General features: G+C 63.6%; 23 protein-coding genes and 1 pseudogene. 15 read left to right on the top strand and 9 right to left on the bottom strand.

The annotated features are described in order from the left end of the window. Positions 1-131 precede the first annotated feature (131 nt). Together ACFOKJ_RS13090 and ACFOKJ_RS13085 are read left to right on the top strand one after the other, a co-directional pair. On the top strand, positions 132-2,012 hold the full coding sequence (locus tag ACFOKJ_RS13090; protein WP_390280293.1) for an ATP-binding protein: 1,881 nt from the start codon (positions 132-134) through the stop codon (positions 2,010-2,012). Further along, on the top strand, positions 2,005-3,336 hold the full coding sequence (locus tag ACFOKJ_RS13085; protein WP_390280290.1) for a two-component response regulator AauR: 1,332 nt from the start codon (positions 2,005-2,007) through the stop codon (positions 3,334-3,336). Before ACFOKJ_RS13090 ends, ACFOKJ_RS13085 begins: the two co-directional genes overlap by 8 nt. Before the next feature lie 19 nt (positions 3,337-3,355). Here ACFOKJ_RS13085 and ACFOKJ_RS13080 read toward each other — a convergent pair whose 3' ends face one another. Together ACFOKJ_RS13080 and ACFOKJ_RS13075 are read right to left on the bottom strand one after the other, a co-directional pair. Then, complete coding sequence (locus ACFOKJ_RS13080) at positions 3,356-4,096, bottom strand: fimbrial biogenesis chaperone (RefSeq protein ID WP_390280288.1); 741 nt, start codon at positions 4,094-4,096, stop codon at positions 3,356-3,358. A 21-nt stretch (positions 4,097-4,117) separates the two neighbouring features. Next, the gene (locus tag ACFOKJ_RS13075) at positions 4,118-4,624 is read right to left on the bottom strand and encodes a fimbrial protein (RefSeq protein ID WP_390280286.1); all 507 of its coding nucleotides are present in this window, start codon (positions 4,622-4,624) and stop codon (positions 4,118-4,120) included. A gap of 549 nt (positions 4,625-5,173) precedes the next feature. Here ACFOKJ_RS13075 and ACFOKJ_RS13070 point away from each other — a divergent pair. Next, a complete protein-coding gene (locus ACFOKJ_RS13070) occupies positions 5,174-5,752 on the top strand; it encodes an RBBP9/YdeN family alpha/beta hydrolase (RefSeq protein WP_390280283.1) in 579 nt (192 codons plus the stop codon). Between the two features lie 24 nt (positions 5,753-5,776). Here the strand turns inward: ACFOKJ_RS13070 and ACFOKJ_RS13065 are convergent, their stop codons facing one another. After that, on the bottom strand, positions 5,777-6,295 hold the full coding sequence (locus ACFOKJ_RS13065) for a methylated-DNA--[protein]-cysteine S-methyltransferase (protein WP_390280281.1): 519 nt from the start codon (positions 6,293-6,295) through the stop codon (positions 5,777-5,779). Between the two features lie 162 nt (positions 6,296-6,457). Between ACFOKJ_RS13065 and ACFOKJ_RS13060 the strand changes: the two genes are divergently transcribed. Next, complete coding sequence (locus tag ACFOKJ_RS13060; protein WP_390280279.1) at positions 6,458-7,858, top strand: NAD(P)/FAD-dependent oxidoreductase; 1,401 nt, start codon at positions 6,458-6,460, stop codon at positions 7,856-7,858. A 96-nt stretch (positions 7,859-7,954) separates the two neighbouring features. Here ACFOKJ_RS13060 and ACFOKJ_RS13055 read toward each other — a convergent pair whose 3' ends face one another. Next, positions 7,955-8,239 carry a BON domain-containing protein gene (locus ACFOKJ_RS13055; RefSeq protein WP_390280277.1) on the bottom strand — a complete coding sequence of 95 codons (285 nt, stop codon included), beginning with the start codon at positions 8,237-8,239 and terminating at the stop codon, positions 7,955-7,957. Between the two features lie 308 nt (positions 8,240-8,547). On the opposite strand from ACFOKJ_RS13055, the gene ACFOKJ_RS13050 reads away from it, so the two are divergent. The 7 genes from ACFOKJ_RS13050 to ACFOKJ_RS13020 all read left to right on the top strand — a co-directional run bounded on the left by ACFOKJ_RS13050 (position 8,548) and on the right by ACFOKJ_RS13020 (position 15,407). Continuing rightward, the gene (locus ACFOKJ_RS13050; RefSeq protein WP_390280274.1) at positions 8,548-8,961 is read left to right on the top strand and encodes a type IV pilin protein; all 414 of its coding nucleotides are present in this window, start codon (positions 8,548-8,550) and stop codon (positions 8,959-8,961) included. Next, entirely contained in the window at positions 8,958-9,425 is a 468-nt protein-coding gene (locus ACFOKJ_RS13045; protein WP_390280272.1) for a GspH/FimT family pseudopilin, read from the top strand. The genes ACFOKJ_RS13050 and ACFOKJ_RS13045 overlap by 4 nt, the downstream gene beginning before the upstream one ends. Positions 9,426-9,427: 2 nt before the next feature. Next, on the top strand, positions 9,428-10,027 hold the full coding sequence (gene pilV / locus ACFOKJ_RS13040; RefSeq protein WP_390280270.1) for a type IV pilus modification protein PilV: 600 nt from the start codon (positions 9,428-9,430) through the stop codon (positions 10,025-10,027). 2 nt (positions 10,028-10,029) lie between these two features. After that, positions 10,030-11,088 (top strand): PilW family protein, encoded by a 1,059-nt coding sequence (locus tag ACFOKJ_RS13035; RefSeq protein ID WP_390280268.1) that lies wholly within the window; start codon positions 10,030-10,032, stop codon positions 11,086-11,088. Next, a complete protein-coding gene (locus ACFOKJ_RS13030; protein WP_390280266.1) occupies positions 11,088-11,549 on the top strand; it encodes a PilX N-terminal domain-containing pilus assembly protein in 462 nt (153 codons plus the stop codon). Before ACFOKJ_RS13035 ends, ACFOKJ_RS13030 begins: the two co-directional genes overlap by 1 nt. A 20-nt stretch (positions 11,550-11,569) precedes the next feature. Beyond that, the gene (locus ACFOKJ_RS13025) at positions 11,570-14,746 is read left to right on the top strand and encodes a pilus assembly protein (protein ID WP_390280264.1); all 3,177 of its coding nucleotides are present in this window, start codon (positions 11,570-11,572) and stop codon (positions 14,744-14,746) included. 220 nt (positions 14,747-14,966) lie between these two features. Next, positions 14,967-15,407: a ProQ/FINO family protein gene (locus ACFOKJ_RS13020; RefSeq protein WP_390280324.1), complete on the top strand. Its 441-nt coding sequence runs from the start codon at positions 14,967-14,969 to the stop codon at positions 15,405-15,407. Between the two features lie 322 nt (positions 15,408-15,729). Here the strand turns inward: ACFOKJ_RS13020 and ACFOKJ_RS13015 are convergent, their stop codons facing one another. Next, positions 15,730-16,608 carry a LysR substrate-binding domain-containing protein gene (locus tag ACFOKJ_RS13015; protein ID WP_390280262.1) on the bottom strand — a complete coding sequence of 293 codons (879 nt, stop codon included), beginning with the start codon at positions 16,606-16,608 and terminating at the stop codon, positions 15,730-15,732. A 112-nt stretch (positions 16,609-16,720) separates the two neighbouring features. Here ACFOKJ_RS13015 and ACFOKJ_RS13010 point away from each other — a divergent pair, with 112 nt between their 5' ends. The 4 genes and pseudogenes from ACFOKJ_RS13010 to ACFOKJ_RS12995 form a co-directional block, all read left to right on the top strand. After that, a complete protein-coding gene (locus ACFOKJ_RS13010; protein WP_390280260.1) occupies positions 16,721-17,875 on the top strand; it encodes a methionine aminotransferase in 1,155 nt (384 codons plus the stop codon). 10 nt (positions 17,876-17,885) lie between these two features. Next, positions 17,886-18,692, top strand: a complete 807-nt coding sequence (locus ACFOKJ_RS13005) for a carbon-nitrogen hydrolase family protein (protein ID WP_390280258.1) — start codon at positions 17,886-17,888, stop codon at positions 18,690-18,692. A 33-nt stretch (positions 18,693-18,725) separates the two neighbouring features. Next, positions 18,726-19,493, top strand: coding sequence for a transporter substrate-binding domain-containing protein (locus ACFOKJ_RS13000; RefSeq protein WP_390280257.1), 768 nt, complete (start codon positions 18,726-18,728; stop codon positions 19,491-19,493). Positions 19,494-19,800: 307 nt separating this feature from the next. Further along, a pseudogene (locus tag ACFOKJ_RS12995) lies at positions 19,801-19,935 on the top strand (IS1595 family transposase); the annotation flags it as partial. A 730-nt stretch (positions 19,936-20,665) separates the two neighbouring features. Here ACFOKJ_RS12995 and ACFOKJ_RS12990 read toward each other — a convergent pair. From ACFOKJ_RS12990 to ACFOKJ_RS12975, 4 genes are read right to left on the bottom strand one after another with little or no spacing between them, the layout of a single operon-like run. After that, a complete protein-coding gene (locus tag ACFOKJ_RS12990; protein ID WP_390280255.1) occupies positions 20,666-20,986 on the bottom strand; it encodes a YdbL family protein in 321 nt (106 codons plus the stop codon). 9 nt (positions 20,987-20,995) lie between these two features. Then, complete coding sequence (locus ACFOKJ_RS12985; RefSeq protein ID WP_088968300.1) at positions 20,996-21,175, bottom strand: YnbE family lipoprotein; 180 nt, start codon at positions 21,173-21,175, stop codon at positions 20,996-20,998. Next, entirely contained in the window at positions 21,172-23,877 is a 2,706-nt protein-coding gene (locus ACFOKJ_RS12980; protein WP_390280252.1) for an intermembrane phospholipid transport protein YdbH family protein, read from the bottom strand. Before ACFOKJ_RS12980 ends, ACFOKJ_RS12985 begins: the two co-directional genes overlap by 4 nt. Beyond that, a complete protein-coding gene (locus tag ACFOKJ_RS12975) occupies positions 23,874-26,216 on the bottom strand; it encodes a putative bifunctional diguanylate cyclase/phosphodiesterase (protein WP_390280250.1) in 2,343 nt (780 codons plus the stop codon). The genes ACFOKJ_RS12980 and ACFOKJ_RS12975 overlap by 4 nt, the downstream gene beginning before the upstream one ends. Positions 26,217-26,279: the final 63 nt, after the last annotated feature.

Here is a 26,279-nt window from a genome sequence, read left to right as displayed (position 1 = left end):
GCGGAGCGGCCTAACCGCCTAACACCCTGCCGCTACGGCATGCATCCCCCGCCAGCCTGGCAATTCTGGCCCCGCATCATGGGCTGTGATAGAACGCAGCATCACTATCGAATGCACTGCCCACCGTCGACATGATTACTTCCCGCGTCCGCAAGTCCTTGATCTGGGGCGTCATCCTCGTGCTGCTGGTATTGCTCTGCAGCCTGCTTACCTATCGCATTTCCTATCGCAGCGGCGTGGAGTCGCTGCGCGAGAACGGCCATCGCCAGCTGGAGCTGCATGCTCGCGGCGTGGAAAGCGAAATCGAACGTTACATCTGGCTGCCGCGCGTGCTGGGCCTGCACCAGCCCACGCTGCAGCTGCTGAAGGATGACCAGCCTTCGCAACGGCGCACCGACGACCGCTTTGCCCATCTGCGGCGCGAGGTGAACGAATACCTGGAAGGCATGACCAGCCGCAGCGGCACGCTGGCGCTGTACGTGCTGGATGTTAGCGGGCAGGTGCTGGCCGCCAGCAACTGGCGCCGCATCGACAGCTATGTCGGCGAGGACCTGTCTACCCGGCCGTATTTTGTCGAGGCGATGAATGGTGGCCAGGGGCAGTTCTATGGCCTGGACAGCCTGTCCGGCGAGCCTGGCTATTACTTGTCCAGCCCGCTGCGGGTGGGCGATCGCATCATCGGCGTGGCGGTGGTCAAGGTGCGGCTGGCGCAGATGGAGCAGGGCTGGCGCAAGGCCAACTCCAATGTGGTGGTGTCGGACGAGAACGATGTGATCATCCTGGCCACCAATCCGGCCTGGCATCTGCGTGCCATGCGGGCGATCTCCGCCGAGCGGCGCCAGCAGCTGGCGCTGAGCCTGCAATACCACTGGGAGCTGCTGCCGGAGCTGTCGCTATCGGAGCGCAGCGAACTGGCGCCGGGGCTGGAGCAATGGGGGGTGGGCGATGAGAAGAACCCGCTGCGCATTCACCGCTACCTGGTGCAGTCGCGCACCCTGAACGACACCCGCTGGACACTGACCCTGCTCAGCCCGCTGGGCGAGGTGCGTGCGGCGGCGCTGACGCATGCCTTGCTGGCAGCGGCGTTGGCGGCCTTTGTCACCCTGCTGATCATCGCCATGAACGAGCGGCGCAAGGCGGTGGCCACCAAGCTGGCCGCACGCGAGGCGCTGGAAGCGGCCAACAGCGAACTGGAACGTCGGATTACCGAACGCACCGCCGATCTCAAATCCAGCAATGACCGGCTGCGCGCCGAGATCCAGGAGCGCGAGCAGGCCGAGCAGAGCTTGCGGCGCACCCAGAATGAACTGATCCAGGCCGGCAAGCTGGCGGTGATAGGCCAGATGTCCACCGGCATCGCCCACGAACTCAACCAGCCGCTGGCAGCACTGCGCACCCTGTCCGGCAACACCATCAAGTTTCTGCAGCGCGGGCAGCAGGACATTGCTGCGGCCAACCTCACTACTATCGGAGAATTGGTGGAGCGCATGGGCAAGATCACCGCCTCGCTGCGCTCCTTCGCCCGTCGTTCCGAGCATGCCGGCGGTCGCGCGCGGCTGGTGGCGGCGGTGGATGCCGCGCTGTTCCTGCTGCATCCGCGGCTGAGCCGCGAGCCGGCCAGCGTGGAGCAGCATATCGACGACGTGGAGCTGGCCATCGACCAGACCCGGCTGGAGCAGATCCTGGTGAACCTGCTGGCCAATGCGCTGGATGCATTGCAAGGCTGCAATGGTGGCCGCATCGTGCTGGCCGGTCACTGCCAGGATGGCTGCTACCGGCTGACAGTCAGCGATAACGGCAGCGGTCTGCCGGAACATGTGCTCAAGCACCTGTTCGAGCCATTCTTTACCACCAAGCCCGCCGAACGCGGCCTGGGCCTGGGCCTGACACTGTCTGCCAGCCTGGCTTCCGCCGCTGGCGGCGCGCTCACCGCCGCCCCGTCCACGCTGGGTGGCGCCGAATTCATCCTGACCCTGCCACTGTGTCCCGAGGAGGACGCGACCCATGTCTGATCAAAGCTTGCCCATCCTGTTTGTCGAGGACGACCCGCACGTACTGCTGGGCTGCCAGCAGGCGCTGCTGCTGGAGGACCTGCCGGTGGTTGGCTGTGGCAGCGCCGAAGAAGCGCTGCAAAAAATCGAGCAGGGCTTGCAGCCTGGCATCGTGATCACCGATGTGCGCCTGCCCGGCATGGACGGGCTAAGCCTGCAGCAGCGGCTGTACCAGCAGGATCGCCAGCTGCCGGTGGTAGTGATCACCGGCCATGGCGACGTGGCGATGGCGGTGCAGGCGATGAAGGACGGCGCCTACGACTTCGTGGAAAAACCGTTCTCGCCGGAACGGCTGGTGGACGTGGCGCGCCGCGCGCTGCAGCAGCGCATGCTGACGCTGGAGGTGGAAAGCCTGCGCCGCCAGCTGGACGGCCGCCAGACGCTGGAGCAGCGCATCATCGGCCGCTCCGGCCGCATCCGCGAGCTGCGCGAGCTGATCATGAACGTGGCCGATACCGCGGCCAACGTGTTGATCCTCGGCGAGACCGGCACCGGCAAGGAGCTGGTGGCCAGCTGCCTGCACGACTTCAGCCGGCGCCACAGCCACAACTACGTGGCCATCAACTGCGGCGGCCTGCCGGAAAACCTGTTCGAAAGCGAGATCTTCGGCCACGAGGCCAATGCCTTCACCGGCGCCGGCAAGCGCCGCATCGGCAAGATCGAGCACGCGCACAAGGGCACGCTGTTCCTGGACGAAGTGGAAACCATGCCCATCAACCTGCAGATCAAACTGTTGCGGGTGCTGCAGGAGCACAAGCTGGAACGGCTGGGTTCCAACCAGGCGGTGGACGTGGACTGCCGGCTGATCGCCGCCACCAAGGAGGACCTGGACCAGCTGTCGCAGCAGGGCAGGTTCCGCGCCGACTTCTACTACCGGCTGAACGTGGTGACGCTGGAGATTCCGCCGCTGCGCGAGCGGCGCGAGGATATTCCGCTGCTGTTCGACTGCTTCCTGCAGCAGGCAGCGCTGCGTTTTGACCGTGAACCGCTGGAAGTGGACCGCAAGACGCAGAGCCAGCTGATGGCGCACGACTGGCCTGGCAATGTGCGCGAGCTGCGCAACGTGGCCGAGCGCTATGCGCTGGGGCTGCCGGTGTTCAAGACCAGTGGCGGCGACAGCGTTACCACCAGCCTGGCCGAAAGTGTGGAAGCCTACGAAAAGAGCCTGATCGTGGAGGCGCTGCGCCGCCATGGCGGCAATATGACCCAGGCCAGCCAGGCACTGGGCACGCCCAAGACCACGCTGTTCGACAAGGTGAAGAAATACGGCCTGCAGCAGGGCTGAACAGACCGTATTGGCATGGTTATGGCAATAGCGGCGCCTGGTAGTCGCGCGTGGCACCGTAGTCGTCTATCGCCTGGTAGCTTACCTGGCCGCTTGCCGCGGCTGCGGCTTCGTCGGCTTCCAGCGGCAGCTCGCGGCTGCTGAACGGTGCCACCATCTCGCTGCTGAACCGGTAGCCACGGCCGGCGATGCGGGTGCTGGCCTGCGTCAGCGAGACATGGAAGGCGCTGTTGTTGCGCACTTGCAGCCAGCGGCGACTGCCCTCGCTGCGCAGCTGCCATTGCAGTTGCTGCGCGGCCTGCTCCGGGCTGCCGGGTAGCGCCTTGGGCCGGTAGAACAGCTTGATGCGGCTCCTGATGGCCAGCTGTACGTAATTCAGATCTGCCGCCTTGGGCCGTGGCGGCACATCCAGCACATTCAGCCAGAACACGCTTTCGCGGTCCGCCGGCAAGGTGGCTCCGGTAAACATCAGGCGCAGACTCTGCCCCTTGTCCGGATCGAGGCGGAAGATCGGCGGTGTCAGCAGGAACGGCGCGTCGGCCTTGCTCGGACTGGTGCCGGCCTCGGTGCTGTCCACCCAGGCCTGCACCAGTGCCGGTTCCTTGCCGACATTGTCCAGCCGTATCGTCACTTCGCGCTGTTCCGCCGGGTAGACGATGCGCGTGCCGGTAATCACCACATTGGCCTGTGCCGGCACGGTTGCGGCCAACAGCACGGCCGCCAGCAGGCGAGTCAGGAACTGGGGGGCGAGTCGTTGCATGGCGGCGTTTCCTGGCTGGGGTCAGTTGTAGCTGACGGTGTATTTCACCGTGCTGGTCACGCTGCCGGGGCCGGTCTGGCCGGTGGCGTAATACTGTGCGTAATAGTCCAGGCTGGCGGCACCGGCAGCGATATTCACCTGCTGGGAGTTAGTGTTGGTGTTGAGGTTGATGGCATTGCCCTGATTGTTCAGCAGCTGCACTTCCACATTGGCGGCGGAGCCGGCATTGAGCAGATTGCCATCGGCGGCAATGGTATTGCCGGCCTCGAAGTAGGTCTGCGCCTGGGTGGCGGTACAGCTGCTGAGCTGGATGCTGAACTTGGTGCTGCCAGCGGTCTGGCCACTGCTTTTCAGGCTGGCGGTGGACAGGGTGGGCAGATTCACGGTGATGTTGTTGCCGGTGCCGTTATTGATGGTGCAGGTATTGGCGGTAAGCGAGCCGTTTACCGTGATGGTGCCATCGGATGCCTGTGCTGCTGCAGTTGCCAGGGTCAGGATTGCGGTAGTGATGATAGCCAGAGTTTTCATGTCGATTCCTAGTGTCAAAATGGTTTGCGGTATGGCTTGCCTAGATCTGGAATCCCGTAATAACGCTGGCAGGCGGGCAGAACTGGCGGTGGCTCTTTTTTGTGTCCAACTGTTAACCGAGCCGATGTGGCGATCCTAGGGAGTTAGCCGCCATTTTTTGATAGGAAAAGTATTAAACGAGGCGCGAATTTCGTTTCTTTTTCAACTTAATGCTAAAGAATTTGCCGGTGTCAGTTTTCAATTGTTTTGAATAAACCATGGGCATGGTTTGCATGCCAGACCTGGCATGCAGGCGCAACCAGCTGCAAGTGACCAGCCCAGCGGAAGCAGATGGTTGCCATGTCAGGCGCGGTAACTGCAGGCAACGCGGTATGGCAACAACAGCTGCGACTTTCGCCACGTTGTGGTGCGGTTCATGCGGGCAGGGGCAATGCTGGTGTATCGCGCAATTTGATATTTCAAAGCGCGATAACAAAACAATATTTAAGTATTTTTGGAAATATATGATTCGAGGTAGAGTCGCGCCAGACTTTTGACCGGAGCCATGCCATGCATGCCGACTTTGCCGCCTTCGACTACATCATCCAGCCCGGCTGGAACAACTCCCTGCCGGAGCACTGGCAAAGCCACTGGCAGCAGCTGCTGGGCGCCCGGCGGGTGGGCAACCACGAGTGGCATGCGCCGCAGCTGGCGGACTGGCTACAGGGGCTGGATGCTGCGCTAGGTGCTGCCAGCAAGCCGGTGATCGTGATTGCGCACAGCCTGGGCTGCGCCACGGTTGCACACTATGCGGCGCGTCATGGCCGGCAGCTGGCCGGCGCGTTGCTGGTGGCCCCGGCGGACGTAGAGCGCGCCAGCGCACCGGCGCAGCTGCAGCCATTCGCGCCGCTGCCGGATGCGGCGCTGCCGTTTCCCTCGCTGGTGGTGGCCAGCGACAACGACCCGTTCAGCCTGCCGCTGCGCAGCGTGCGCATGGCCACGCGCTGGCACAGCCGGCTGTACTGGCTGCGCGATGCCGGCCACATCAACGTGGCGTCCGGTCATCGGCAGTGGGAGCAGGGGCTGGTGTACCTGCGTGAGCTGATTGCCCTGATTCACGCCGCCAATCCGCAGACGGTGTCGGCCTGATGTGAGGCGTTGGCCGCAGGCTGGCTACAGGAACAGCGCCGGCGGGGTATGGCTCATCTCGAACTGCAGCAGGGCGGCCTTCAGCGGCAGGCCGCCGGCATAGCCGGTGAGTTTGCCGTCGCTGCCGATCACCCGGTGGCAGGGCACGATCAGCGCAATGGGGTTGGTGGCATTGGCGCGGCCCACCGCACGGGCGGCGCCCTCATCGCCCAGCCGGCGCGCCAGCTCGCCATAGCTGATGGTGCTGCCGTAGGGAATGCGGCACAGCTCGGCCCACACCCGCTGCTGGAATGCGCTGCCACCCGGCGCCAGCGGCAGCGTGAACTCGCGGCGGCTGCCGTCCTGGTACTGCTGCAGCTGGCGTGCCACCTCGCCCAGTGCCGCATCGTCGCGCGGCGTACCTTTCAGATGGGCGCGTTCCAGCTCGCGCTCGATATTGAATTCCAGCCGCAGCAGAGCGCCCTGCTGGTTCAGCCAGGCGGCCACGCAGCCAAAACGGGTGTCGATCAGGCCATAGCAGGCGGCAATGGTGGTATCCGGCATGGAGAACTGGCCCTGGAAGCAAAGCCGGGACAATACCACCGCTGCCGGTCGTGGAAAATGGCTGCGCCGTGCGCCAACCTGATATCCCGCTCGGCTGAGTGCTGACCGGCTGCCTGCGGCTTGCTATGCTGCGGCAGCCGTTTCCGGCACAAGGGGAAAAGCATGCTGCAGGCAAGCAAGATCAGTTTGTGGATGGACCAGCTACCAGCCGAGTCACTGCGCCCGCGCGCTGCACTGCGTGGCAGCCTGCAGGCCGATGTGGTGATCATCGGCGCCGGTTATACCGGGCTGTGGACCGCGTATTACCTGAAGCGCAGCCAGCCGGCGCTGCGGGTGGTGGTGCTGGAGGCGCAGATTGCCGGTTACGGTGCCTCCGGGCGCAATGGTGGCTGGGTGATGGGCGAGCTGGCCGGCGAGGACACCCTGCTGGCCGGGCTGGATGCCGCTACCCGCCAGCGCTGCCAGGCCTTGCTGCGCGATATCCCGGACGAGGTTGGCCGCGTGCTGGCGCGCGAGCGGCTGGACTGCGATTACCGCAAGGGCGGGGTGCTGTACTGCGCTGCGCGCTACCCGGAGCAGGAGCAGCGGCTGCGCGCGCAGCTGGCCGACTGGCAGCGCCACGGCCACGGCGACGCGGACTTCCGCTGGCTGGATGTGCCGGCGTTGCAGCAACAGCTGCGGCTCGCCGGTGCCTATGGCGCGGTGTATTCGCCGCATGTGGCCACCATCCAGCCGGCGCGGCTGGTGCGGGAACTGGCGCGGCGAGTGGAGGAAATGGGCGTGCTGCTGTTCGAGCACAGCCCGGTGCTGCGCATCGAGGGGCGCGAGGCGGTTACCGCGCATGGCCGGGTAAGCGGCGAATGGCTGGTACCGGCGGTGGAAGCCTATGCCGCCAGCCTGGGTGGGGTTCGCAGCCGGCAGATCGCGGTGCAGAGCCTGATCATTGCCACCGAGCCGCTGCCGCAGGCGCTGTGGGACGACATCGGCCTGGCTGCCGGCCAGGCGTTCAGCGATTTCGGCCACCTGGTCAGCTATGGCCAGCGCAGCGCCGATAACCGGCTGATTCTTGGCGCGCGCGGCGGCTACCGTTTCGGAGGCCGGCTGCGGCAGTCATTCACGCTGTCGGCAGCGGAGGTCGGCCAGCGCCAGCGCCTGCTGCTGACGCTGTTCCCGCAGCTGGTCGGGGTGCGCATCAGCCATGGCTGGGGCGGCAACCTGGGCATGGCGCGCGGCTTTCACCCGCAGATCGTGGTGGATCGCGAACGGGGCATCTTGCAGGCCGGTGGCTATGGTGGCGAAGGCGTGGGCGCCAGCAATCTGGCGGGGCGCACCATGGCGGCGCTGATTGGCGGCGAGATGGGGGAGCTGGCGCTGCTGCCCTGGCTTACCACCCCGGCAGCCTGCCGGCAGTGGGAGCCGGAGCCGCTACGCTGGCTGGGCTATCACGCCATCCTGCGCAGCTTCGACTGGGAAGACCGTGTGCTGCAGCGACAACAGTCGCCGGTCTGGCAGCGGCGGCTGGCGCAGCGACTGGCTGCCGGCATGGCGGGCCTGATGCAGTAGGCGTGATTACGAAGCCGCGGTCCTAACGCCACTGCCACAACACTCCCCTGCTGCGGAAGGGAAGAGTTGGCCGCAGAGCTGCGGCCAGGGCAATACTTACTGCTTGGGCATGATGTTGTTGAACACGAACTTCACGCCGGCCACTTTCTCGGCAATGCTGCCTACCTCGGCCATCTGCAGGCCTTCATCCACCGCGCCATCGATAGTGACATTGCCATCCTTGGCGGCAATCTTCAGATTGAATGCCTTCAGCGTGGTGTTGCTGTCGATGGCGGCCTTCACGTCGCCAGCCAGTTTCAGGTCTTCGGCTTCGCCGGCAACAGCTTGCAGGCTGCAGGCGAACAGGATGGCGGCAGTGGACAGCTTGAGCAGTTTTTTCACGGTTATCTCCCTTGAGCTTGCCCTGGATTTCAGGGCTGTTGCAGGGATGGTAAGACGGTTCTGTTACGGAAATATTTATCGAAAGAAATGGCGGGGAGTGGCGGCGAAAACCGGGTCTCTAGCCGGCGGAGGTGGCTCTGAAGTTGGCTGTCCGTCGCATGTCTGCCCGTGTGTCAGGCTGTTGCGCGGCATCAGATTCGATATTTCATATTAAGATGAGATTATCTACCAGCGTGCCTCCTGCTTTGGGTCGTTACGGCAGGATGGGACGCTATACTGAAACATTCTGCGGTGAAGGGAAGGGTTAGATGCCGGTCAAACAACAGACAAGCCGTAGCCAGCACGGGGTGACGTTGATCGAGTTGATGATCGTGGTGGTCATCCTCGGGGTGATTGCCGCCTTTGCCTATCCGTCCTACACCGCCTATGTGATCAAGACCAACCGGGCGGCGGCGATGTCCTACATGACGGAAATAGCCGCCAAGCAGGAGGAGTTCGTGCTGGATGCGCGCCGTTACGCCGGCAGCATCGCCTCGCTGGGCATTACCACGCCGACCGATGTGGCCAAGTTCTACACCGTTACCGTGACGGCGTTCAATGCTTCAACGCCAGTTGCCTATTCGGTGGTAGCCACACCGCTTTCCTCCTCCATGCAGGCTGCGGATGGCGCGCTGACGCTGAAATCCAGCGGCGAGAAGCTGCCTGCGGACAAATGGCAATGAGCACACCGTTACGACGCCCGATGCTGGGCTTCACCATTCTGGAGCTGATCATCGCCTTTGCGCTGCTGGCGGTGGTGACGGCGTTCGCGGTGCCGTCGTTCCAGACCTTCATTGCCCGCAACCGGGTGAAGTCAGCCTCCGAGCAGTTGCAGTCCGCGCTGTTTTATATCCGTTCCGAGGCGCTGAAGCGTAACCAGACAGTGACCCTGACCTGTAATGCCGGCGGCTGCCAGCAGGGCTGGGTGATTACCAGCGGCGCCTCCGCCACCCAGCTGGCGGTGCAGGGGCCGTTCAACGACAGCCGGCTGAATGTCAGTGGCACCACTACCACTGCCGCCGTGAACCGCAATGGCCGTGCTGCGGCTACAGCGGCGTTTACTGTCAGTCGGTCGGATGCCGGGCAGCAGCGCTGTGTGCGGCTGTATCTGTCCGGCTTGTCCGATGTGCGTGATTCCGGGTGCTAGCCATGCGAAGCGGTTGCGGCCAACAAGCGGGTTTTTCCCTGATCGAAGTGCTGGTGTCGCTGTTGATCCTGTTGATCGGCTTCATGGGTGTGGCAGCGCTGAGCATGCGTGCCAACCAGGTGGAGTTCGAGTCCTACCAGCGGGCACAGGCACTGGTGCTGGTGGATGACATGGCGCAACGGGTGCGCGCCAACCAGCACGCGGCCTACTGTTATTACAGCTACACCGTTACCGGTACCAGCGGTGTGCAGTATCTGGGGGCTGGCGCCAATGTGGCGGCCAATACCTGCGTGGCTTCCGGCGGCGTATCGGTGGATGCCACCACCATGGCGGAAGACGATCTGCGCGACTGGGATGCGCAGCTGGACGGCGCGGCGATCAATGATGGCGGCAGCTCTGCCGGCGCCATGATCGATGCGCGCGGCTGTATCACGCAGGATGCTTCCAGGGGTGTGCTGATCCAGTTGTCCTGGCATGCCAAGACCATATCGAATGCCCCGTCTGCCGGCCTGACGTGCGGCCAGCAGGGCGGTGTGGATGATCAATATCGCAGGGTAGTGGCACGATGGGTGAAAATTCTCGACCTGACTCCAGGCTACTGACCGTGAAACGGCGGCAGGCTGGCCTTAGCATCATCGAGATCATGATCGCGATGACGCTGGGCCTGTTGCTGCTGACGGCGGTGGGGGCATTCTATGTTGCCCAGAGCCGCAACCAGCGTGAACTGAGCAACCAGTTTGGCCAGATCGAGAACGGTCGCTATGCGCTCGACGTGCTGACCAGATACCTGGAAAACGCCGGCTACTACGGCCACTACGTGTACATGGACGAGTTTCCCAGGGCTACCGACACCATGCCGGCAGCTTGCGAAACCGACCCGCAATACCTCTACCTGACCAGCACCGGCACCAATGCGCTGGCGTTTGCGGTGCAGGGGGCGGCATCGCCCACCATGGCGGCTACCTTTCCCTGTCTGAACAGCAGCAATCTGTATGCCGACAATGACGCACTGCTGGTGCGCTCGGTGGACCCTACCATTGTCGCTTCCGGCGTGCTGAATGCCCGCAACGTCTACCTGCAGGCGGTGGCGCGGCTGAATTACCCGGCGATTGCCACCGGTGCCAATGCCGCATCCTTCACCCTGACCAGCCTGTCCGGTACGCCTGGCGACATTCGCCGCTACCCGGTGCGTATTTTCTACGTGTCGCGCTGCGTGGAGGCCTCGGGCGGGGTATGTGCCAGCGGTTCCGATAGCCCCACGCTGCACATGCTGGAGCTGGGCGACACCGGCAGCAGTACCGGTTTCACCGATTCGCCTCTGGTGGAAAACATCGAGCGGCTGGTGGTGGAGTACGGTCTGGACATGGCCGGCAGCAACCATACCTACAAGGATGCCTCCGGCACCCGCGTGCTGCAGCATGATGGCACGCCGGATGTCTATCGCCGCCAGCCGTCCACTACCGATGAATGGGCGCGGGTGGTGGCGCTGCGCCTCACTGTGGTGGCGCGCGCGGCCAACATTACCGCCGGCTACACCGATACCCGCAGCTACACGCTGGCATCCGGCGTCAGCTACACCCCCAGCGGTACTGCGGCCAACTACCGGCGCAAGCTGTTCCGCAAGACGGTGTACCTGACCAATGTCGGAACAAGGAGAGAATAGTGAGCCGGCGACCCACGGGCAATATCCTGTTCATGACCCTGATGTTCCTGCTGATTTCCACCATTCTGGTGACGCTGGGCATCAAGCTGGGCATGTCGCACCTGCGCATCGTGGCCAATAGCCAGGCGCATGACGAAGCGCTGAACGCCGCACAGCAGGTGCTGGATCAGATCGTGCACCAGCCGGCCAGCGCCGCGCTGGACCCGATTGCCAACCCGGATGCCTATCCGCAGACCTTCCAGGTGGATGCCGATAAGGATGGCAGCAACGATTACAGCGTGGTGGTGGCGCGCCCCACCTGCGAAGGCTTTCGCGAGATCGACGACTCGTCGGTGAGCTACCAGACCTATGCCGTGCAGTGGGACTTCCAGGCGGTGGTCACCGATAGTCGCACCGGCACCACGGTCACCACCCATCAGGGTATCCGGGTGCTGACCAAGGATTCCGACCCCTGCAGCTAGCAGGCGGCGAAGGAGCAAGCATGAAAAACTGGTTGATGGCAGTGTGGCTGGGCGTATTTGCGCTGGGCAGCCAGGCGGTGGAACTGCAGAAGCAGGACATCGATATCTTCCTCAGCAACCCGACGGTGGTGAACAGCGGCAGCGCGCCCAATGTGCTGATCGTGCTGGACAACACTGCCAACTGGAATACACCGTTCGATGCGGAAAAGACCGCGCTGACCAACCTGTTTTCCACGCTGACCTCGGGTGTGTTCAACATCGGCCTGATGATGTTCTCCGAGACCGGTGGCGGCAATGACAACATCGATGGCGGCTACATGCGCTATGCGGTGCAGAACATGGACAGTGCTCATCTGAGCGCGCTCTCCACCGTTGTCACCGGCCTGCACAAGAACAACGACAAGAGCAACGGTGGCAAGCTCGGCCAGACCATGCGCGAGGCCTATCTGTACTTCAAGGGCGCCACCGCCTATTCCGGGCTGAAGGTGAAGCGTGACTACAATGCGTTCACGCCGGCCAACAGCAGCGGTACCGTCTATAACAGCCCCTCTGACGGCGTGTGTCAGAAGAACTTCATCATCTTCATCAATAATGGCCCGGTGCAGGACAATACGTCCGATACCACCTCGGCCAAGACCGCGCTTGCATCGGCGGGCGGCAACACCACCACCATCCCGCTGTCGCCCAGCGGCAGCCAGGACAATGTGGGTGACGAGTGGGCGCGCTTCATGAACGGCACTGATGTCAACAACAGCGTGGCCGGGCAGCAGAACATCATCACCTACACCATCGAAGTGCAACCCAGCACTACCGGCCAGGGTCCGGGCATGACCGCGCTGCTCAAGAGCATGGCCAACGTCGGTGGCGGCCGTTATATCAGCATTGCCAACCCGCTTAGCACTGACGAGCTGAAAAAGGCGTTGCAGGATGTGTTTGACGAGATCCTGTCGGTGAACAGCGTGTTCACCTCGGCGGCGGTAACCAACAGCGTCAACAACTACGGCACCAACCTGGATCAGGTCTACGTGGGCATGTTCCGTGCCGATGCCGATGCCAAGCCGCGCTGGCATGGCAACCTCAAGCACTACCGGCTGGGGCTGTCCGGCAACCAGTATGTGTATCTGGATCAGAACGGCAATACCGTGGTGAACAGCCTGGGTCAGGTGACCGATACCACCACCAGCTACTGGACCACCAGTTCCAGTTTCTGGACTGCGGCCATCTATCCCAACGAGCAGGTGCCGGGCGGCATTTCCGACGCGCCGGATGGTTCGCTCACCATCAAGGGTGGGGCGGCGCAGCACCTGCGCGAAGACAACCTGAGCAGCGACAACCGCACGCTGTATACCTGCATCGGCTGCACCACCAGCACGGTGGCTTTGCCTGACGACCCGGTTACCACCACCGACCCCACGCTGTTCAAGGACAGCAATGCCGGCATTACCGCCGGCATGCTGGGGGCGGCGGATGCCACCGCGCGCACCAACCTGATCAACTGGGTACGTGGCCGCAATACCAAGGCTGAAGACCCGACTACCGGTGCCACTACCGGGGTGCGTGGCTATGTGCTGGGCGACGTGGTGCACTCCAGCCCGCTGGCCATCAACTACAACCGTAGCGGCCAGCCGACCAACCGTGACGTAGTGGTGTACTACGGCGGCAATGACGGCATGCTGCACGCGGTGAAAGGTGGCGCCAATAACGCCGATGGCGACGAGCTGTGGTCCTTCGTGCCGCAAGAATTTTTCTCTGGCCTCAAGCGGCTGTACGACAACACCGTGCTGCTGTCGTCGGCGAATACCAAGCCGTATTTCTTCGATGGCGCGCTGGCGAGCTACCTGCTGGATGCCGATGGCGACCGGCGTTACGACAATACCGGCAAGACCGACGCCGCCACCATGGACAAGGTGTACCTGTATGCCACCGCCCGCCGTGGTGGCCGGCTGATTTATGCCTTCGATGTCAGCAGCCCGTCGCAGCCGAAATTCCTGTGGAAGCGGCTCAATACCGATACTGGCTTCAACGAGCTGGGGCAGACCTGGTCGCGGCCCAAGGTGGCCAAGATTGCCGGCCACAGCAACCCGGTGCTGATTTTCGGCGGCGGCTACGATGCTGCGGCCAACGATGACTACCCGCGTACCACCGCCAGCATGGGGCGGGCGATTTTCGTGGTGGATGCCTTTACCGGCGCGCTGGTGTGGAAAGCGGTGCCGGCCAGCACCAGCAGTGATTGCGATACCGCTACCTGCAGCAAGATCAGCGGCCTGGACTACAGCATCCCGGCGGCTATCGCCACCGTGGACCGGGACCTGAACGGCAACCTGGACCGGCTGTATGCCGCCGACACCGGCGGCAATGTGTGGCGGGTGGATCTGGGGCTGGATACATCGGTATCTCCCAGCAAGCCCACCTTCAGCGTGCACAAGATTGCCAGCCTTGGTGGCAGCGGTGCCGACCAGCGCAAGTTCCTGTACGAGCCGGACGTGGTGCTGGGGGAAAGTACCGACCGGGTGCAGGTGGGTTCCGGTGACCGTGAAAAGCCGTTCAGCACCGATGTGCAGGACATGTTCTTTTCCATCAAGGACCCGGGCCTGATCAGCAACGTGATCACCACGCCCTACGAAATCACCGACCTGTACGATGCTACCGCCAACCTGGTGCAGCTGGGCAACACCACCGAACAGGCTACCGCGCAGAGCAGTCTGGCCAGCAGCAAGGGCTGGTATATCCGCCTGAACGGCAATCTGAGCAGTCGCGACCTCGGCTGCAGCCTGCGCAGCGGCGAGCGGGCTTCCGGCAAGGCGGTGACGCTCAACGGCATTCTGTACTTTGCCACCTTCCTGCCGGATTACGTGTACACCTACTCGGCGGAAACCGGCTGCACGGCAACCAAGAACTACAACATCAACTCCTGCAGCCCATCGCTGGGGCAGGCCCGGGTCTACCTGCTGAATTTTGCCGATGGCTCGGCCTACAGCGATGCCACCGACAGCCAGGCCGGCTGGGCGATGACCGACCGCTACATCACGGTGGGCAGTGGCTTTCTTGGCGACCCGACGGTGGCATCGCAGACCGACAGTGACGGCAATATCGTGGACATTCCGCTGTTCGGCCTGATCTCCGACCCGGGCGGGCTGTCCGGTGCACTGGGCAAGAAACTGCGCAGCAAGGTGTACTGGTACGAGATTACCGACTGAAGCATCGGCGGCATCCTGACTACCGGCACTGTGCGTTGCCGGTAGTTTTTTTGCCTGTTGCATGCTTCTGGTATGCCGGTAGTCGGTGGCAAGCTGGCCGGCGCTGGCGCACTGGTATACAATCCGCGCCAATTATTTGTTTGTGAAACAGAACTCTGTACCTGCTCCTGGGGCAGACAGGCATCACCCCGTGAAGAATTCCATGAAAGACAAAGCTAAAGTGGCTAACGAAACCGCGCTGGGTGCAGCGCTGAAAAATGCGGTACAGAGCCTGAGCAAGAAAAGCCAGACCGAGATGATCGCCGCCCACGTGTACGCCAAGTACGACGTGTTCAAGCAGTTCCGCCCGCTGGCGCTGGGCATTCACGAGGCGCTGATCGCCGCGTTGCCGCAGTTCGACGCGCAACTGGTATCGCGCGTGCTGGCCAACCACTGCCGCCGTCAGCGCTACCTGAAGGCGCTGGCCCGTGGTGGCAAGCGTTTCGATCTGGCGCTGAAAGCAGTGGGCGAAGTCACTGCCGAGGAAAAGGCCGCTGCCGAGCGCATGTGCCAGGCTCGCGCCGACAAGGCCGCGCCGAAGGCGGAAGCCGCTCCAGCGGTAGTAGAAGCTCCGGTTACTGCGCCGGTAGCCGACACCGCAGGCGAAGCCAGCGCCGAATAAGCGCCGCTTTCCCCAGTTCACAACACCGGCCTCGCGCCGGTGTTGTTGTTTTTGCGGCCAATGTTGGCCGCAGTAGGGCGGAAGCCGCACAGTGGCGTTCCGCCAGCGTCACGGTGCAATGCCATTGCAGGGTGGCGGATCGCCCGTTGGGCATCCGCCCTACGTGGTGGTAGCTCGTAGCCCGGATAAGCCTCCGGCGCATCCGGGAAAACGGCTCATTGGTAGGGTGGGCAAAGGCCACTGGCCGTGCCCACCAGTCCGGCGGTAATGGTGGGCACGTTGGGCTTAGCCCACCCTACCGAAGATACGGCTATGTTCCTGTTTAGCCGCAGCGCGCCAGCAGCCAGTCGCGCAGCCCATGCACCGCCGGGCGGGCCTCGTCCGGCTTGCAGGCCAGCGCAAACGCGTAGCCGCTGTGCCATGGCGGCGAGAACGGGGCCAGCAGCTCGCCGGCGGCCAGCTCCGGTGCCAGCAGGGTGACATCACCCAGGGTGATGCCGTAGCCCTGCAGCGCGGCGTTCATCGCCTGGTCCAGGGTGTCGAATACCGTGCCGCCGCGGTAGTCCACCGTGCCGGCCCCGCGCCAGGCCAGCCACTGCCGCCAGTCGCGCTTGTCGTGCGAGGGGTGCAGCAGCGGGAACTGCGCCAGATCCGCCTCGCGAGCCAACGGCAGGCCCAGCTGTTGCAACAGCCGCGGCGCCAGCACCGGCGTCAGCTCCTCGGTGAACAGCAGTTGCTCGTTGTCGGCCAGCGCATTGCGCGGTTTGTAAACGATGGCGAGATCCACGTCTTCCTGCGCGAAGTTCACCGCGTGATCATGCACCCCGGCCAGCTGCACCGGCGTGTCCGGCACCTGGGTGGCAAAGTCGCGCAATGCCGGCAGCAGCCAGCGCACCACACAGCTGGGTGCCTTGATGCGCAGCGGGCTGGTGAGCGCCGCCGCCGCGTCCATACCCTGTTCCAGCACCTGAAAACCCCGCTGTACATAGCTAAGCAGCAGTTCGCCCTGGGCCGATAGCCGCAGGCTGCGCGCATAGCGGTGGAACAGCGGGTAGCCCAGATGTGCCTCCAGCTGCGCCACCTGCTTGCTTACTGCGCCCTGGGTCAGACACAGCTCGTTGGCGGCGCGGGTGAAGCTCTGGTGGCGGGCGGCGGCTTCGAACACCGACAGCGCATACAGGGGAGGGGTCTTGCGCGGCATGCTGCGCTCCATGGCTGAATTTTTCTCAGCCATAACATGCCGATAAATCGTTTGTCGCACAAGTGGCCATCGCGTTGAATAGCGACATAACACCACAACGCGGCGAGATACCATGCACACCCCCATTGCCCAACGCTCCAAGCTGCCCCACGTCGGCACCACCATCTTTACCGTCATTGGCCAACTGGCTGCCAAGCACCAGGCCATCAACCTGTCGCAGGGCGCACCCAACTTCCCGTGCAGCGAGGCGCTGGTGCGCTACGCCCACGAGGCGATGCAGGCCGGCCACAACCAGTACGCGCCGATGAGCGGCCTGCCGGCGCTGCGCCAGGCTATCGTCGACAAGGTAGAGGCGCTGTACGGCCAACGTTACGACGTGGACAGCGAGGTAACGGTGATGGCCAGCGCCAGCGAGGCGCTGTTCTCGGCGGTAACCGCGCTGGTGCACGAAGGCGACGAGGTGATCGTGTTCGAGCCGGCCTTCGATAGCTACATCCCGATGATCGAGCTGCAGGGCGCCACCCCGGTGGTAATCAAGCTGTCGGCACCGGAATTCGCCATCCCCTGGGATGACGTGGCGGCGCGTATCACCCCGCGCACGCGCATGATCCTGCTCAATACCCCGCACAACCCCACCGGCACAGTGCTGTCCGCTGCCGACGTGGCGCGGCTGGAAGCGATTACCGAGGGCACCGACATCGTGGTGCTGTCCGACGAGGTGTACGAGCACGTGGTGTTCGACGGCGAGCTGCATCACAGCATGAGCCGCCACCCAAGGTTGGCCGCACGCTCGGTGGTGGTGACTTCCTTTGGCAAGACCTTCCACGTTACCGGTTGGCGCGTGGGCTACTGCCTGGCGCCGCAAGCGCTGATGGACGAAATCCGCAAGGTGCACCAGTTCGCCATGTTCGCCGCCGATACCCCGATGCAGTATGCACTGGCGCGGTTGATGGCCGAACCGGAGCATTACCTTGGCCTGTCCGCCTTCTACCAGCAAAAGCGCGACGTGCTGGTGGACGCGCTGGCGGCATCGCCGCTGCAGCTGATTCCCAGCCGCGGCAGCTTCTTCCTGCTGGCAAGCTTCGCCCACCTGTCGGACGAGAGCGACAGCAGCTTTGTGCAGCGGCTGATTACCCAGCACGGCGTGGCCACCATTCCGGTGTCGGCGTTCTACCGCGATGGCACCGACCAGCGCGTGATCCGCCTGTCGTTCGCCAAGGACGAGGCCACTCTGCGCGCCGGCGCCGAGCGCCTGTGCCGCATCTGAGGAGCAGCGCATGAGTCACACCTTTACCGCTGCCGCCGTGCAGATGGTGTCCGGCGACGACCTGGCGGCCAACCTGGCGCGTGCCGAGGCGCTGGTGGCCGAGGCCGCAGGACGTGGCGCCCAGCTGTTGGCGCTGCCGGAATACTTCTACCTGATGCCGGCGGACGAGCAGGCACGGCTGGCAATTACCGAGCCGTTCGGCGCCGGCCCGCTGCAGCAGCGTATGGCGGCGTTGGCCGCACGCCACGGCATCTGGCTGCTGGCCGGCACCCTGCCGCTACGCGGTAGCCAGCCGCAGCGCTTCTGCAACAGCAGCCTGCTTTACAGCCCGCAAGGGCAGTGCGCGGCGCGCTACGACAAGATCCACCTGTTCGGCTTTGACGACGGCAAGGAGCGCTATGCCGAGGCCGACACCATGCAGCCGGGCTGCGAGGTGACCAGCGCCGACACGCCGTGGGGCAGCATGCGGCTGTCGGTGTGCTACGACCTGCGCTTCCCCGAGCTGTACCGCCACGGCCCGGCGCCGGCGATCATCACCGCCCCGGCCGCCTTTACCCACACCACCGGGCAGGCGCACTGGGAGCTGCTGCTGCGCAGTCGCGCGGTGGAAAACCTCGCCTTTGTCATTGCCCCCGGTCAGGGCGGCGTGCACCCGGGCGGCAAACGCACATTCGGCCACAGCATGATCGTCGACCCCTGGGGGCAGGTACTGGCCTGCCATGCCGAGGGCGAGGGCATCGCGCTGGCCACACTGGATCTAGACAGGCAACAGACCTGGCGCACGCGCCTGCCGGCGCTGCAACACCGTCGCTTTTAAGCTGACACGTACTACAAACCATCAGGAGAAATCATGAAACGCAAGATCGCATTTGCCGCACTGCTGCTGTCCCCGCTGTTTGTTCAGTCCGCTCTGGCCGCTGACAAACTGGTGATCGCCACCGACGCCACCTACCCGCCGTTCGAATTCGTCGACGCCAGCGGCAAGGTGGCCGGTTTCGAGGTGGATTTCGCCTACGCCGTATGCAAGGCCATGGCCACTCCGTGTGAAGTCATCAACCAGCCGTGGGATGGTCTGATCCCCGGCCTGCAGGCCAAGAAGTACGACGCCATCATGTCGTCAATGAACATCACCGACAAACGTCGCCAGGTAGTGGATTTCAGCAAGGTGTACTACCTGATGCAGAACCGCTTCGTTGGCCGCAAGGGCGTGCAGCTGTCCAGTGACCTGAAAGACAAGGTAATCGCGGTGCAGACCGGCACCCCGCAGGACAGCTATGTGACCCAGAATTTCAAGGCCGCGACCATCAAGCGTTATGTCAACGCGCAGGACCCGATGCTGGAGCTGACCGCCGGCCGTGCCGACTTCACCTTCGGCAACACCGTGCAGCTGCAGAAGGGCTTCCTGGATACCGCCAACGGCAAGGCCTTCGCCTTTACCGGCCCGGTATTCGATGGCCGCAAGGACAAGGTGCTGGGCGAAGGCGTGGCGGTGGCATTGCGCAAGGCTGACGGTGCGCTGAAGGAGCGCTTCAACAAGGCCATCGACCAGGTGAAGAGCAGCGGCGAATACGCGGCACTGCTGAAGAAACACAAGCTGGATGGCCTGCTGGAAGACTGATTTGCCGTTTTGGACTGGTAAGCCTGTTTCCCCTGCCGCGTGAGCCGCAGGGGGGTTTTTCTTGTCGGCTACGCATGGCCACGGGGCAGAAAGTCTTTTTTAGCCACGGAATACACGGAAGGCACGGAAAAAACCTGGCCACGAAAACCACGAAACAACACGAAAAAGCCTTCCTGTCTTGTGGTTTTCTTCCGTGCCTTTCGTGGCAATAAACCAGTCCGTAGCCCGGATAAGCGCAGCGCATCCGGGGGCAGAGGTAGAACCATGTGTTTCCCCGGATGCGCCTACGGCTTATCCGGGCTACAGGCTGGCCCGTCTGCGCAAATCCGAGCAGTGGTTCGATTATGGTACGGCGCTGATTCAGGGGCGTACCATCCGCGATGCAGTCGAGCAGTGCGGTGTCAGTAATAACACTGCCTTTCTGTGCTGTCATTGCTGGCTGTGCAATGTGTCAAGGGTGCCGTCTTTCAAAAAACCTTCTAATAAATAAAGTGACAGCCATTGATGCAAATTCAACAAAGAAAACAAAAGTTGGTATTAGCCAAGTTGCAACCAATAGCCATAAAGACAAAAGTACACTGCCGCTTTCATTTTTCAAGCCATCAGGAACTCTCAAATATTCTATTTAATCGACAAAATCATCTTTGTTTAGGTCGTATTTGTGATATTCATGCCAATAATTGCCGTAGTAAGCAATGGAGATAAAAAGACCAATCAAAAGAAAGACAGACGACAAGGCAAAAATCCGACGAAACAACCCAATCTTCTGAAATTTAGGGAAAAAATACCCTAGAACAACCCTAAATAAAACTAGCCCACAGAAAATGTGCAAAGTTTCAGTTGCATCGCCAATTAAAAAAACCACAGTCCGTAAAAAATCTGACATCTCCACCTCTTGGTTTAATTGGGAGTCAAGACCTCAATTCGCATTTTCCATTTTGGTTTTTGGAGGTCAGGATGGGTCACAACCCTTGTAAACGGGTACGGGTGCCCTCCTGACAGCTCAGTCCGTAGTGGAAACTCATGGCTCGGCTCCTGTCTCGGATGCGCTGTATTTGCCACCTCCCTACAGGCTGGCTTCGGGCAAAAAGCAACTGCAGACAAAAAAATACCGCCCACTCGCACGAGGGGCGGTATCGGTTCGCCAGCGCCTTACTGCCAGCGAACCTCGCCTACTTTTTTACCCATTGGCCATTGGCTTTGACATAGGTGCCGGGTGCGGCCTTGTCGATGGCTTTCTGGCCGGCCAGGGCGGCTACCTGGTCGATGGTGGCGCCGTTTTTCTTGGCGATGGCATCGTAGGCTTCACGGCGCTTGGCGTTGATGTCGGCAGCCAGGGCCACTGCGTCCGGTGTGGATTTCACCACGCCCAGGTAGCCATCCGGCTGCTCGCCTACCAGGCCCTGGGTCTTGGCGCTGCCCAGGTCCAGCGCCATGGCGAGACTGCTGCAGACCAGCAGGCCAATGGCCATCCAACGTGCTGCTGTTTTCATGTCGTGCTCCTAGAACAATCCGCTATCGGTAGTGAGGCTGTCGACGTCTTTTTCCACCTTCAGGCGGATTTCGTGGTCGATCTTCACGTTCAGGTTGATGGTAATCGGCTCCTTGGGCACCTCCAGTGCCACCCGCGGGGTGCAGGCGGCCAGCAGGGCCAGGAGCGGTATCAGCCAGACAGGTTTCATGGCTTGCTCTCCGTTACAGGGTTGCGTGTGCCGCCGCCGGACTGGCGTTGCAGCACACTGCGGGATATGTCGTCGCTGATGCGCAGGCTGCGCAGCAACTCCAGGATGTTTTCGCTGTGACTGTAGTTCAGGACCACCGGCTGGCGGTTTTGTTTCGGGTTGACGCCTTTCAGCGTTACCTGTGCATCCAGTACGCCGCTGGCCGCCATATTGAGCGTGGCCTGAAAGTCGTTTACATCCAGCTCGCTGAGCATGTCCAGCGCCAGCTGCACTGCCTGGTTGGATTGTGCCATGGCACGCACGCTGGCGCCTGGAGGCACGCGCAGGGTCAGCTCGCCCTCGTTGCGCAGCAGGCCATTCTGCACCGCCACGCCGCGCGGCAGCAACTGCAGCGGCAGCAAGCCGCCGACGCGGCCGGTGAGCTGTACCGTGGCGGGTTGTTCGTTCTTTTGCAGCGCGGTGATGGCTGCCAGGTCGATAGCGTGCACCGTTACCGGCTGGAAGGCGGAGGAGGGCCACTGCAGTTGTCCGGCGCTTACGCTGCCGCCCAGCACGCGGGCCTGTACATCGCTAAGCTGCCAGTCGTGCAGGTCGGAGCGCAGTGCCAGCCGGATGTCCTGCAACGGGGTGCCCACATCCAGCAGCGCCAGCTGCAGCGGGCCATCGCTGTGCAGCTGCACGCCGGCGGGGCTGGCGGCCAGGCTCAGCCGGCCCTTGCCACCACTGGCGAGGATGCCGCCCCAGTCCAGTGCCAGGCCGCTGATGTCGGCATTGCCGTTCAGCTGCCATTGTTTGTCCCAGCGCCATTGCAGCCGGCTGGCCAGCTGGCCCTGTTGCAGGGTGACATCCAGCCCGCGGCTCATGGCGGCGGAAAGCGGGGTGTCGATCGCGAGGCTGCCAGCCGCGCCGCTGCCCTGACGGCGGGCGCTCAGCTGCAGCTGGCTGCGCCAGGCCGGCAGTTGCAGGCTGGCGTTGGCCGCATTGCCTGCCAGCTGGATGCGGCCATTGAGCGCCGGCAGCACCCAGCGGCTGGCTACCGCACCGGCGGCTTCCAGCTGCAAGCTGCCGTTGGCGCCATGGCCAACGCTGCCATCGCTGTTTAACACGCTGCCGGCGGTGAGGCTCAGCGGCTTGAGCAGCACCCCGCCCAGCATGCCCTGGCCGATGGCCAGCCGGCTGCCGGGCAGCAGCTGCCAGTTGCCGGGCTGGCCTTGCCAGTTGGCGGTCAGCTGCAGCTCGCCGCCCTGGCTGTAGAACGGCAGCCGGCTGCTGGCCTGGATGTCGCCCTGCCAGCGCGTGCCCTGTTGCCGGGCGCTCAGCTTGCCCTGCAGCGGGCAGTCCTGATAGTGGCCGCGGATATCGGCCTGCAGTTGTGGCTGCTGCGGGCGGATGCCGTCCACCGGCAGGCTGGCGCGGATATCCAGCTGCGGCGCCTGTACGTGCAGATCCAGCGGCTTGCCACGCGCGCCTTGCGGGCCGAGCTGCCCCTGCCAGCGGCCATCCAGCCGGTAGCCGGCATGCTTGCCGGCCAGGGTCAGCGCACCTTGCCACTGCCAGCTGCCATCGCCCCAGCGCAGGGTGCTGTCATCGCTGTTCAGCTGCAGTTGCTGGTAGTGCAGGCGGAATGGCAGTCGGCCGCTGCCGGCTACTGCCAGTGGCAATTGCAAGGCTTGCGGCCAACGCAATACCGCACCCTGCGGCAGACGCAGACTGGCGGGCGCCAGGGTCAGCTGCCGCTTGGCCCAGCGCAGTGGAATGCGTCCCTGCAGCGTGCTGCCTGCCAGTTGCAGCAGGCCGCTGCCTTGCTGCAGCGATTGATGATCCGGTTGCAGTTGCAGGTCGACGCTGCCTTGCGGGCCGTGTGCCAGCAGGCGGACTTGCAGGCTATGCACGCTGTCCAGATCGCCGCCGGCTTGCAGCACATGCCCGGCTTGCAACTGCCAGCCCGCCGGCAGCGCCAGTGGCTGGGCCAGGCTGCTGGCCAGCTGCCACTGGCGGTTGTCCAGCCCTAGTTGCAGCCGGGCCGCGGCCCGCTGTGGCTGCCCCTGGTAGCCCAGTTGCCGGCCATCGGCCTCCAGTTTGGCGCTGAGGGTGCCGGGCAGCCAGCGGCCGCTGCCGCGCAGCTGGAGCTCGCCCAGCATGCCGGGGTAGAGGCTGGCCGCATGCAGCAGGGCGGTGGCATGCCATTGGCCCGCGGCCCGCTGGTAGTCGAGTTGCAGCTGGTTTTGTTGTTGCCTGGCCTGCAGCTGCCAGTGGCCGGCCTGCTGGCGAATCGCCAGCGCCAGCGGGGGCAGCGCTGCCGCCTGCAGCCGGGCAATGTGCAGCTGGAACGCCGGCAGGTCGGCGGCCGGCGGGGAGGGTATCTGCCGGGTTTTGGCTGCCTGCGGGCAGCTGAACAGCTGTAGCTGCTGCAGCTCGATGCGCAGCGGCTGCCAGTCGCTGATGCGCAGGCCGCTGCCTTCCGCCGTCAGGCAACCCTGCTGCCGCCATTGCCAGCGGGCGATGCCGGGGCCTTGCTGCCAGCCCAGGCCGCTTAGCTGCAGGCCTTGCTGCTGCAGCCACCAGCGGCCGCCCCAGGCTGCGGCGAGCAGCGCCAGTGCCAGCAGTAGCAGCAGTGTCAGTACCAGCACGGCAAGGCGGCGCCAGCGCCGGGGTGGGCGCGGCGGTGGCGTGGCTGGCGTGTGGTCGGCGGGCTGACTCATGCCTGGTCCGGCTTGGCCAGCTGCTGGCGTAGGGCGTCGAATTCCGCCACCGGCAGCGGGCGGCTGAACAGATAGCCCTGGTAGGCATCGCAGTGGTGGGCGCGCAGGAAGTCGCGCTGCTCGGTGGTTTCCACGCCTTCGGCAATCACCTGCAAGCCCAGGCCGTTGCCCATGGCGATGATGGTCTGCGCGATGATGGCATCGTTGCGGCTGTGCGGCAGATTGAGGATGAAGGATTTGTCGATTTTCAATTCGTCCAGCGGCAGCCGCGACAGGTAGGACAGCGAGGAGTTGCCGGTGCCGAAGTCATCCAGCGAGAAGCTGATGCCAAGCGCGCGCAGTGCCTGCATCTTGGCCATGGTGTCATCGACATTGTCCAGCACCATGCTCTCGGTCAGCTCGATCTTCAGCTGCGCGGGCGCGGCGCCGCTGTCGCGCAGCGCGGCGTTGACCTGTTCTACAAAATCCGGCTGGCGGAACTGGCGCGCGCTGACATTCACCGCCAGTTGCGGCATGGGGACGCCCAGCGCCTGCCAGCTGGCCAGCTGGCGGCAGGCAGTCTGCAGCACCCATTGGCCGATGGGCAGGATCTGGCCGCTTTCTTCCGCCAGTGGAATGAAGTGATCTGGTGGAATCATGCCGCGCGCCGGGTGTTGCCAGCGCAGCAGCGCTTCGGCGCCAGCCAGTTGTCGCTGGTCGTTCAGCTGCGCCTGGTAGTACAGCTGCAGCTGGCCGCATTCCAGCGCCAGGTACAGGTCGCCGCTCAACTGGCTGCGTTCTTCTAGCTCGGCCTGCATGGTGGGGTCGAAGAAGCGCAAGGTGTCGCGGCCAGCGGCCTTGGCCTGGTACATGGCCATGTCGGCATACTTGAGCAGGGTTTCCGCCGATTCGCCGTGGCCGAGGAACAGGGCAATACCGATGCTGGCACTGGCATGGAAGCTGGTATCGCCCAGCTGGAACGGTAGCGCCAGCACCTCGCGCAGCTTGTCTACGATATTGCCGGTGAGCGTGGCCGCTTCCTGCGGGCCATGACCCAGCTGCTCCAGCAGCAGTACGAATTCATCGCCGCCAAGGCGTGCCACTGTGTCCGATTCACGCACATGGCGCGACAGGCGCACGGCGGTTTCCACCAGCAGCTGGTCGCCCACGTCGTGGCCGCGGGTATCGTTCAGCACCTTGAAATGATCCAGGTCGAGGAACACCAGTGCCCCGTATTGCCGATTGCGTTCGCTGGCGGCCAGCGCATGCTGTATGCGGTCCTGCAGCAGGCGGCGATTGGGCAGCTGGGTCAGCGGGTCGTAGTAGGCCAGGCGGTGGATTTCCGCCTCGGCTTCGCGGTGGTCGGTAATGTCGGAGAAGGCACCGATGAAGTGGGTGATATTGCCCTGTTCATCATGCACGGCGGAAATGGTGAGCCACGCAAGAAACAGGCCGCCATTCTTGCGCCGGTTCCATACCTCGCCCTGCCAGTAACCGCTGCTGTGGATCTGCAGCCACATGGCGCGAAAGAATGCCTCGTCGTGGCGGCCGGACTTCAGCAGCGCCGGGCTTTTCCCCAGTACGTCTTCCGCGCTGTAGCCGGACAGGCTGCTGAAGGCGCGATTGACGCGCACGATCACGCCATCCGGCCGGGTCAGCAGCATGCCCTGCTGCGACTCGAAGGCAATGGCGGCGATGCGCAGCTCCGCTTCGATCTGCTTGCGCGCGGTAATGTCGCGCGAAATGCCGAACATGCCGCATACCTGGCCATGGCTGTCGTGCAGCGGTCCCTTGGTCGCCAGGTAGATCAACTCGCCATCCTGGGTATCTACGGTTTCCTCAAAGGAAAGGGTGCGGTTCTCCATCATCACCTGCAGATCGTTGGCACGAACCGCCCGGGCCTGTTCCGGCGGAAACAGCTGGCTGTCGTCCAGCAGCAGGGCCTGCGCCGCTGGCACGCCGGTTACACGGCTGGCTTCCTGGTTGAACAGCAGGTAGCGCCCCTGGCTGTCCTTCGCAAAGATGGCGTCCGAGGAGTTGTTGCTGATCTCGGTCAGCAGGCGCTGGGCATCGGCCTTGGCCTGCAGCGCCGCCTGCTCGCGTGCGGCCAGCTGTGCGGCCAGGTCCAGCTGGCGGCGCACCATGCCATACAGCAGCAGGGTGGTTACCGCCACGAACAACCAGCCCTTGAGCATGCTCACCAGGGTCAGGGTATCCGGGTCGTGAAACAGCGCCGCTGCCAGCTGGTCGGAAAACAGGATCCACAGCGCGGCAAAGACGGCGTATACCAGCGCCGGGCGCAAGGCGGATGGGCTGGCCGTAGCGGTGGTGGTTTCGGTGGCGGGACGGGTAGGCATCATCTTCCTGCAAGCAATGGCGGTGGTGCTGCCGGCATGGCGGCAGCCTGGCGGTATGTTTGGCTA

This window comes from Vogesella amnigena, assembly GCF_042648905.1.
Lineage (GTDB): Bacteria > Pseudomonadota > Gammaproteobacteria > Burkholderiales > Chromobacteriaceae > Vogesella > Vogesella amnigena.
The sequence above is the reverse complement of the archived record's forward strand: the minus strand, read 5'-3'. Positions and strand labels throughout refer to the sequence as shown.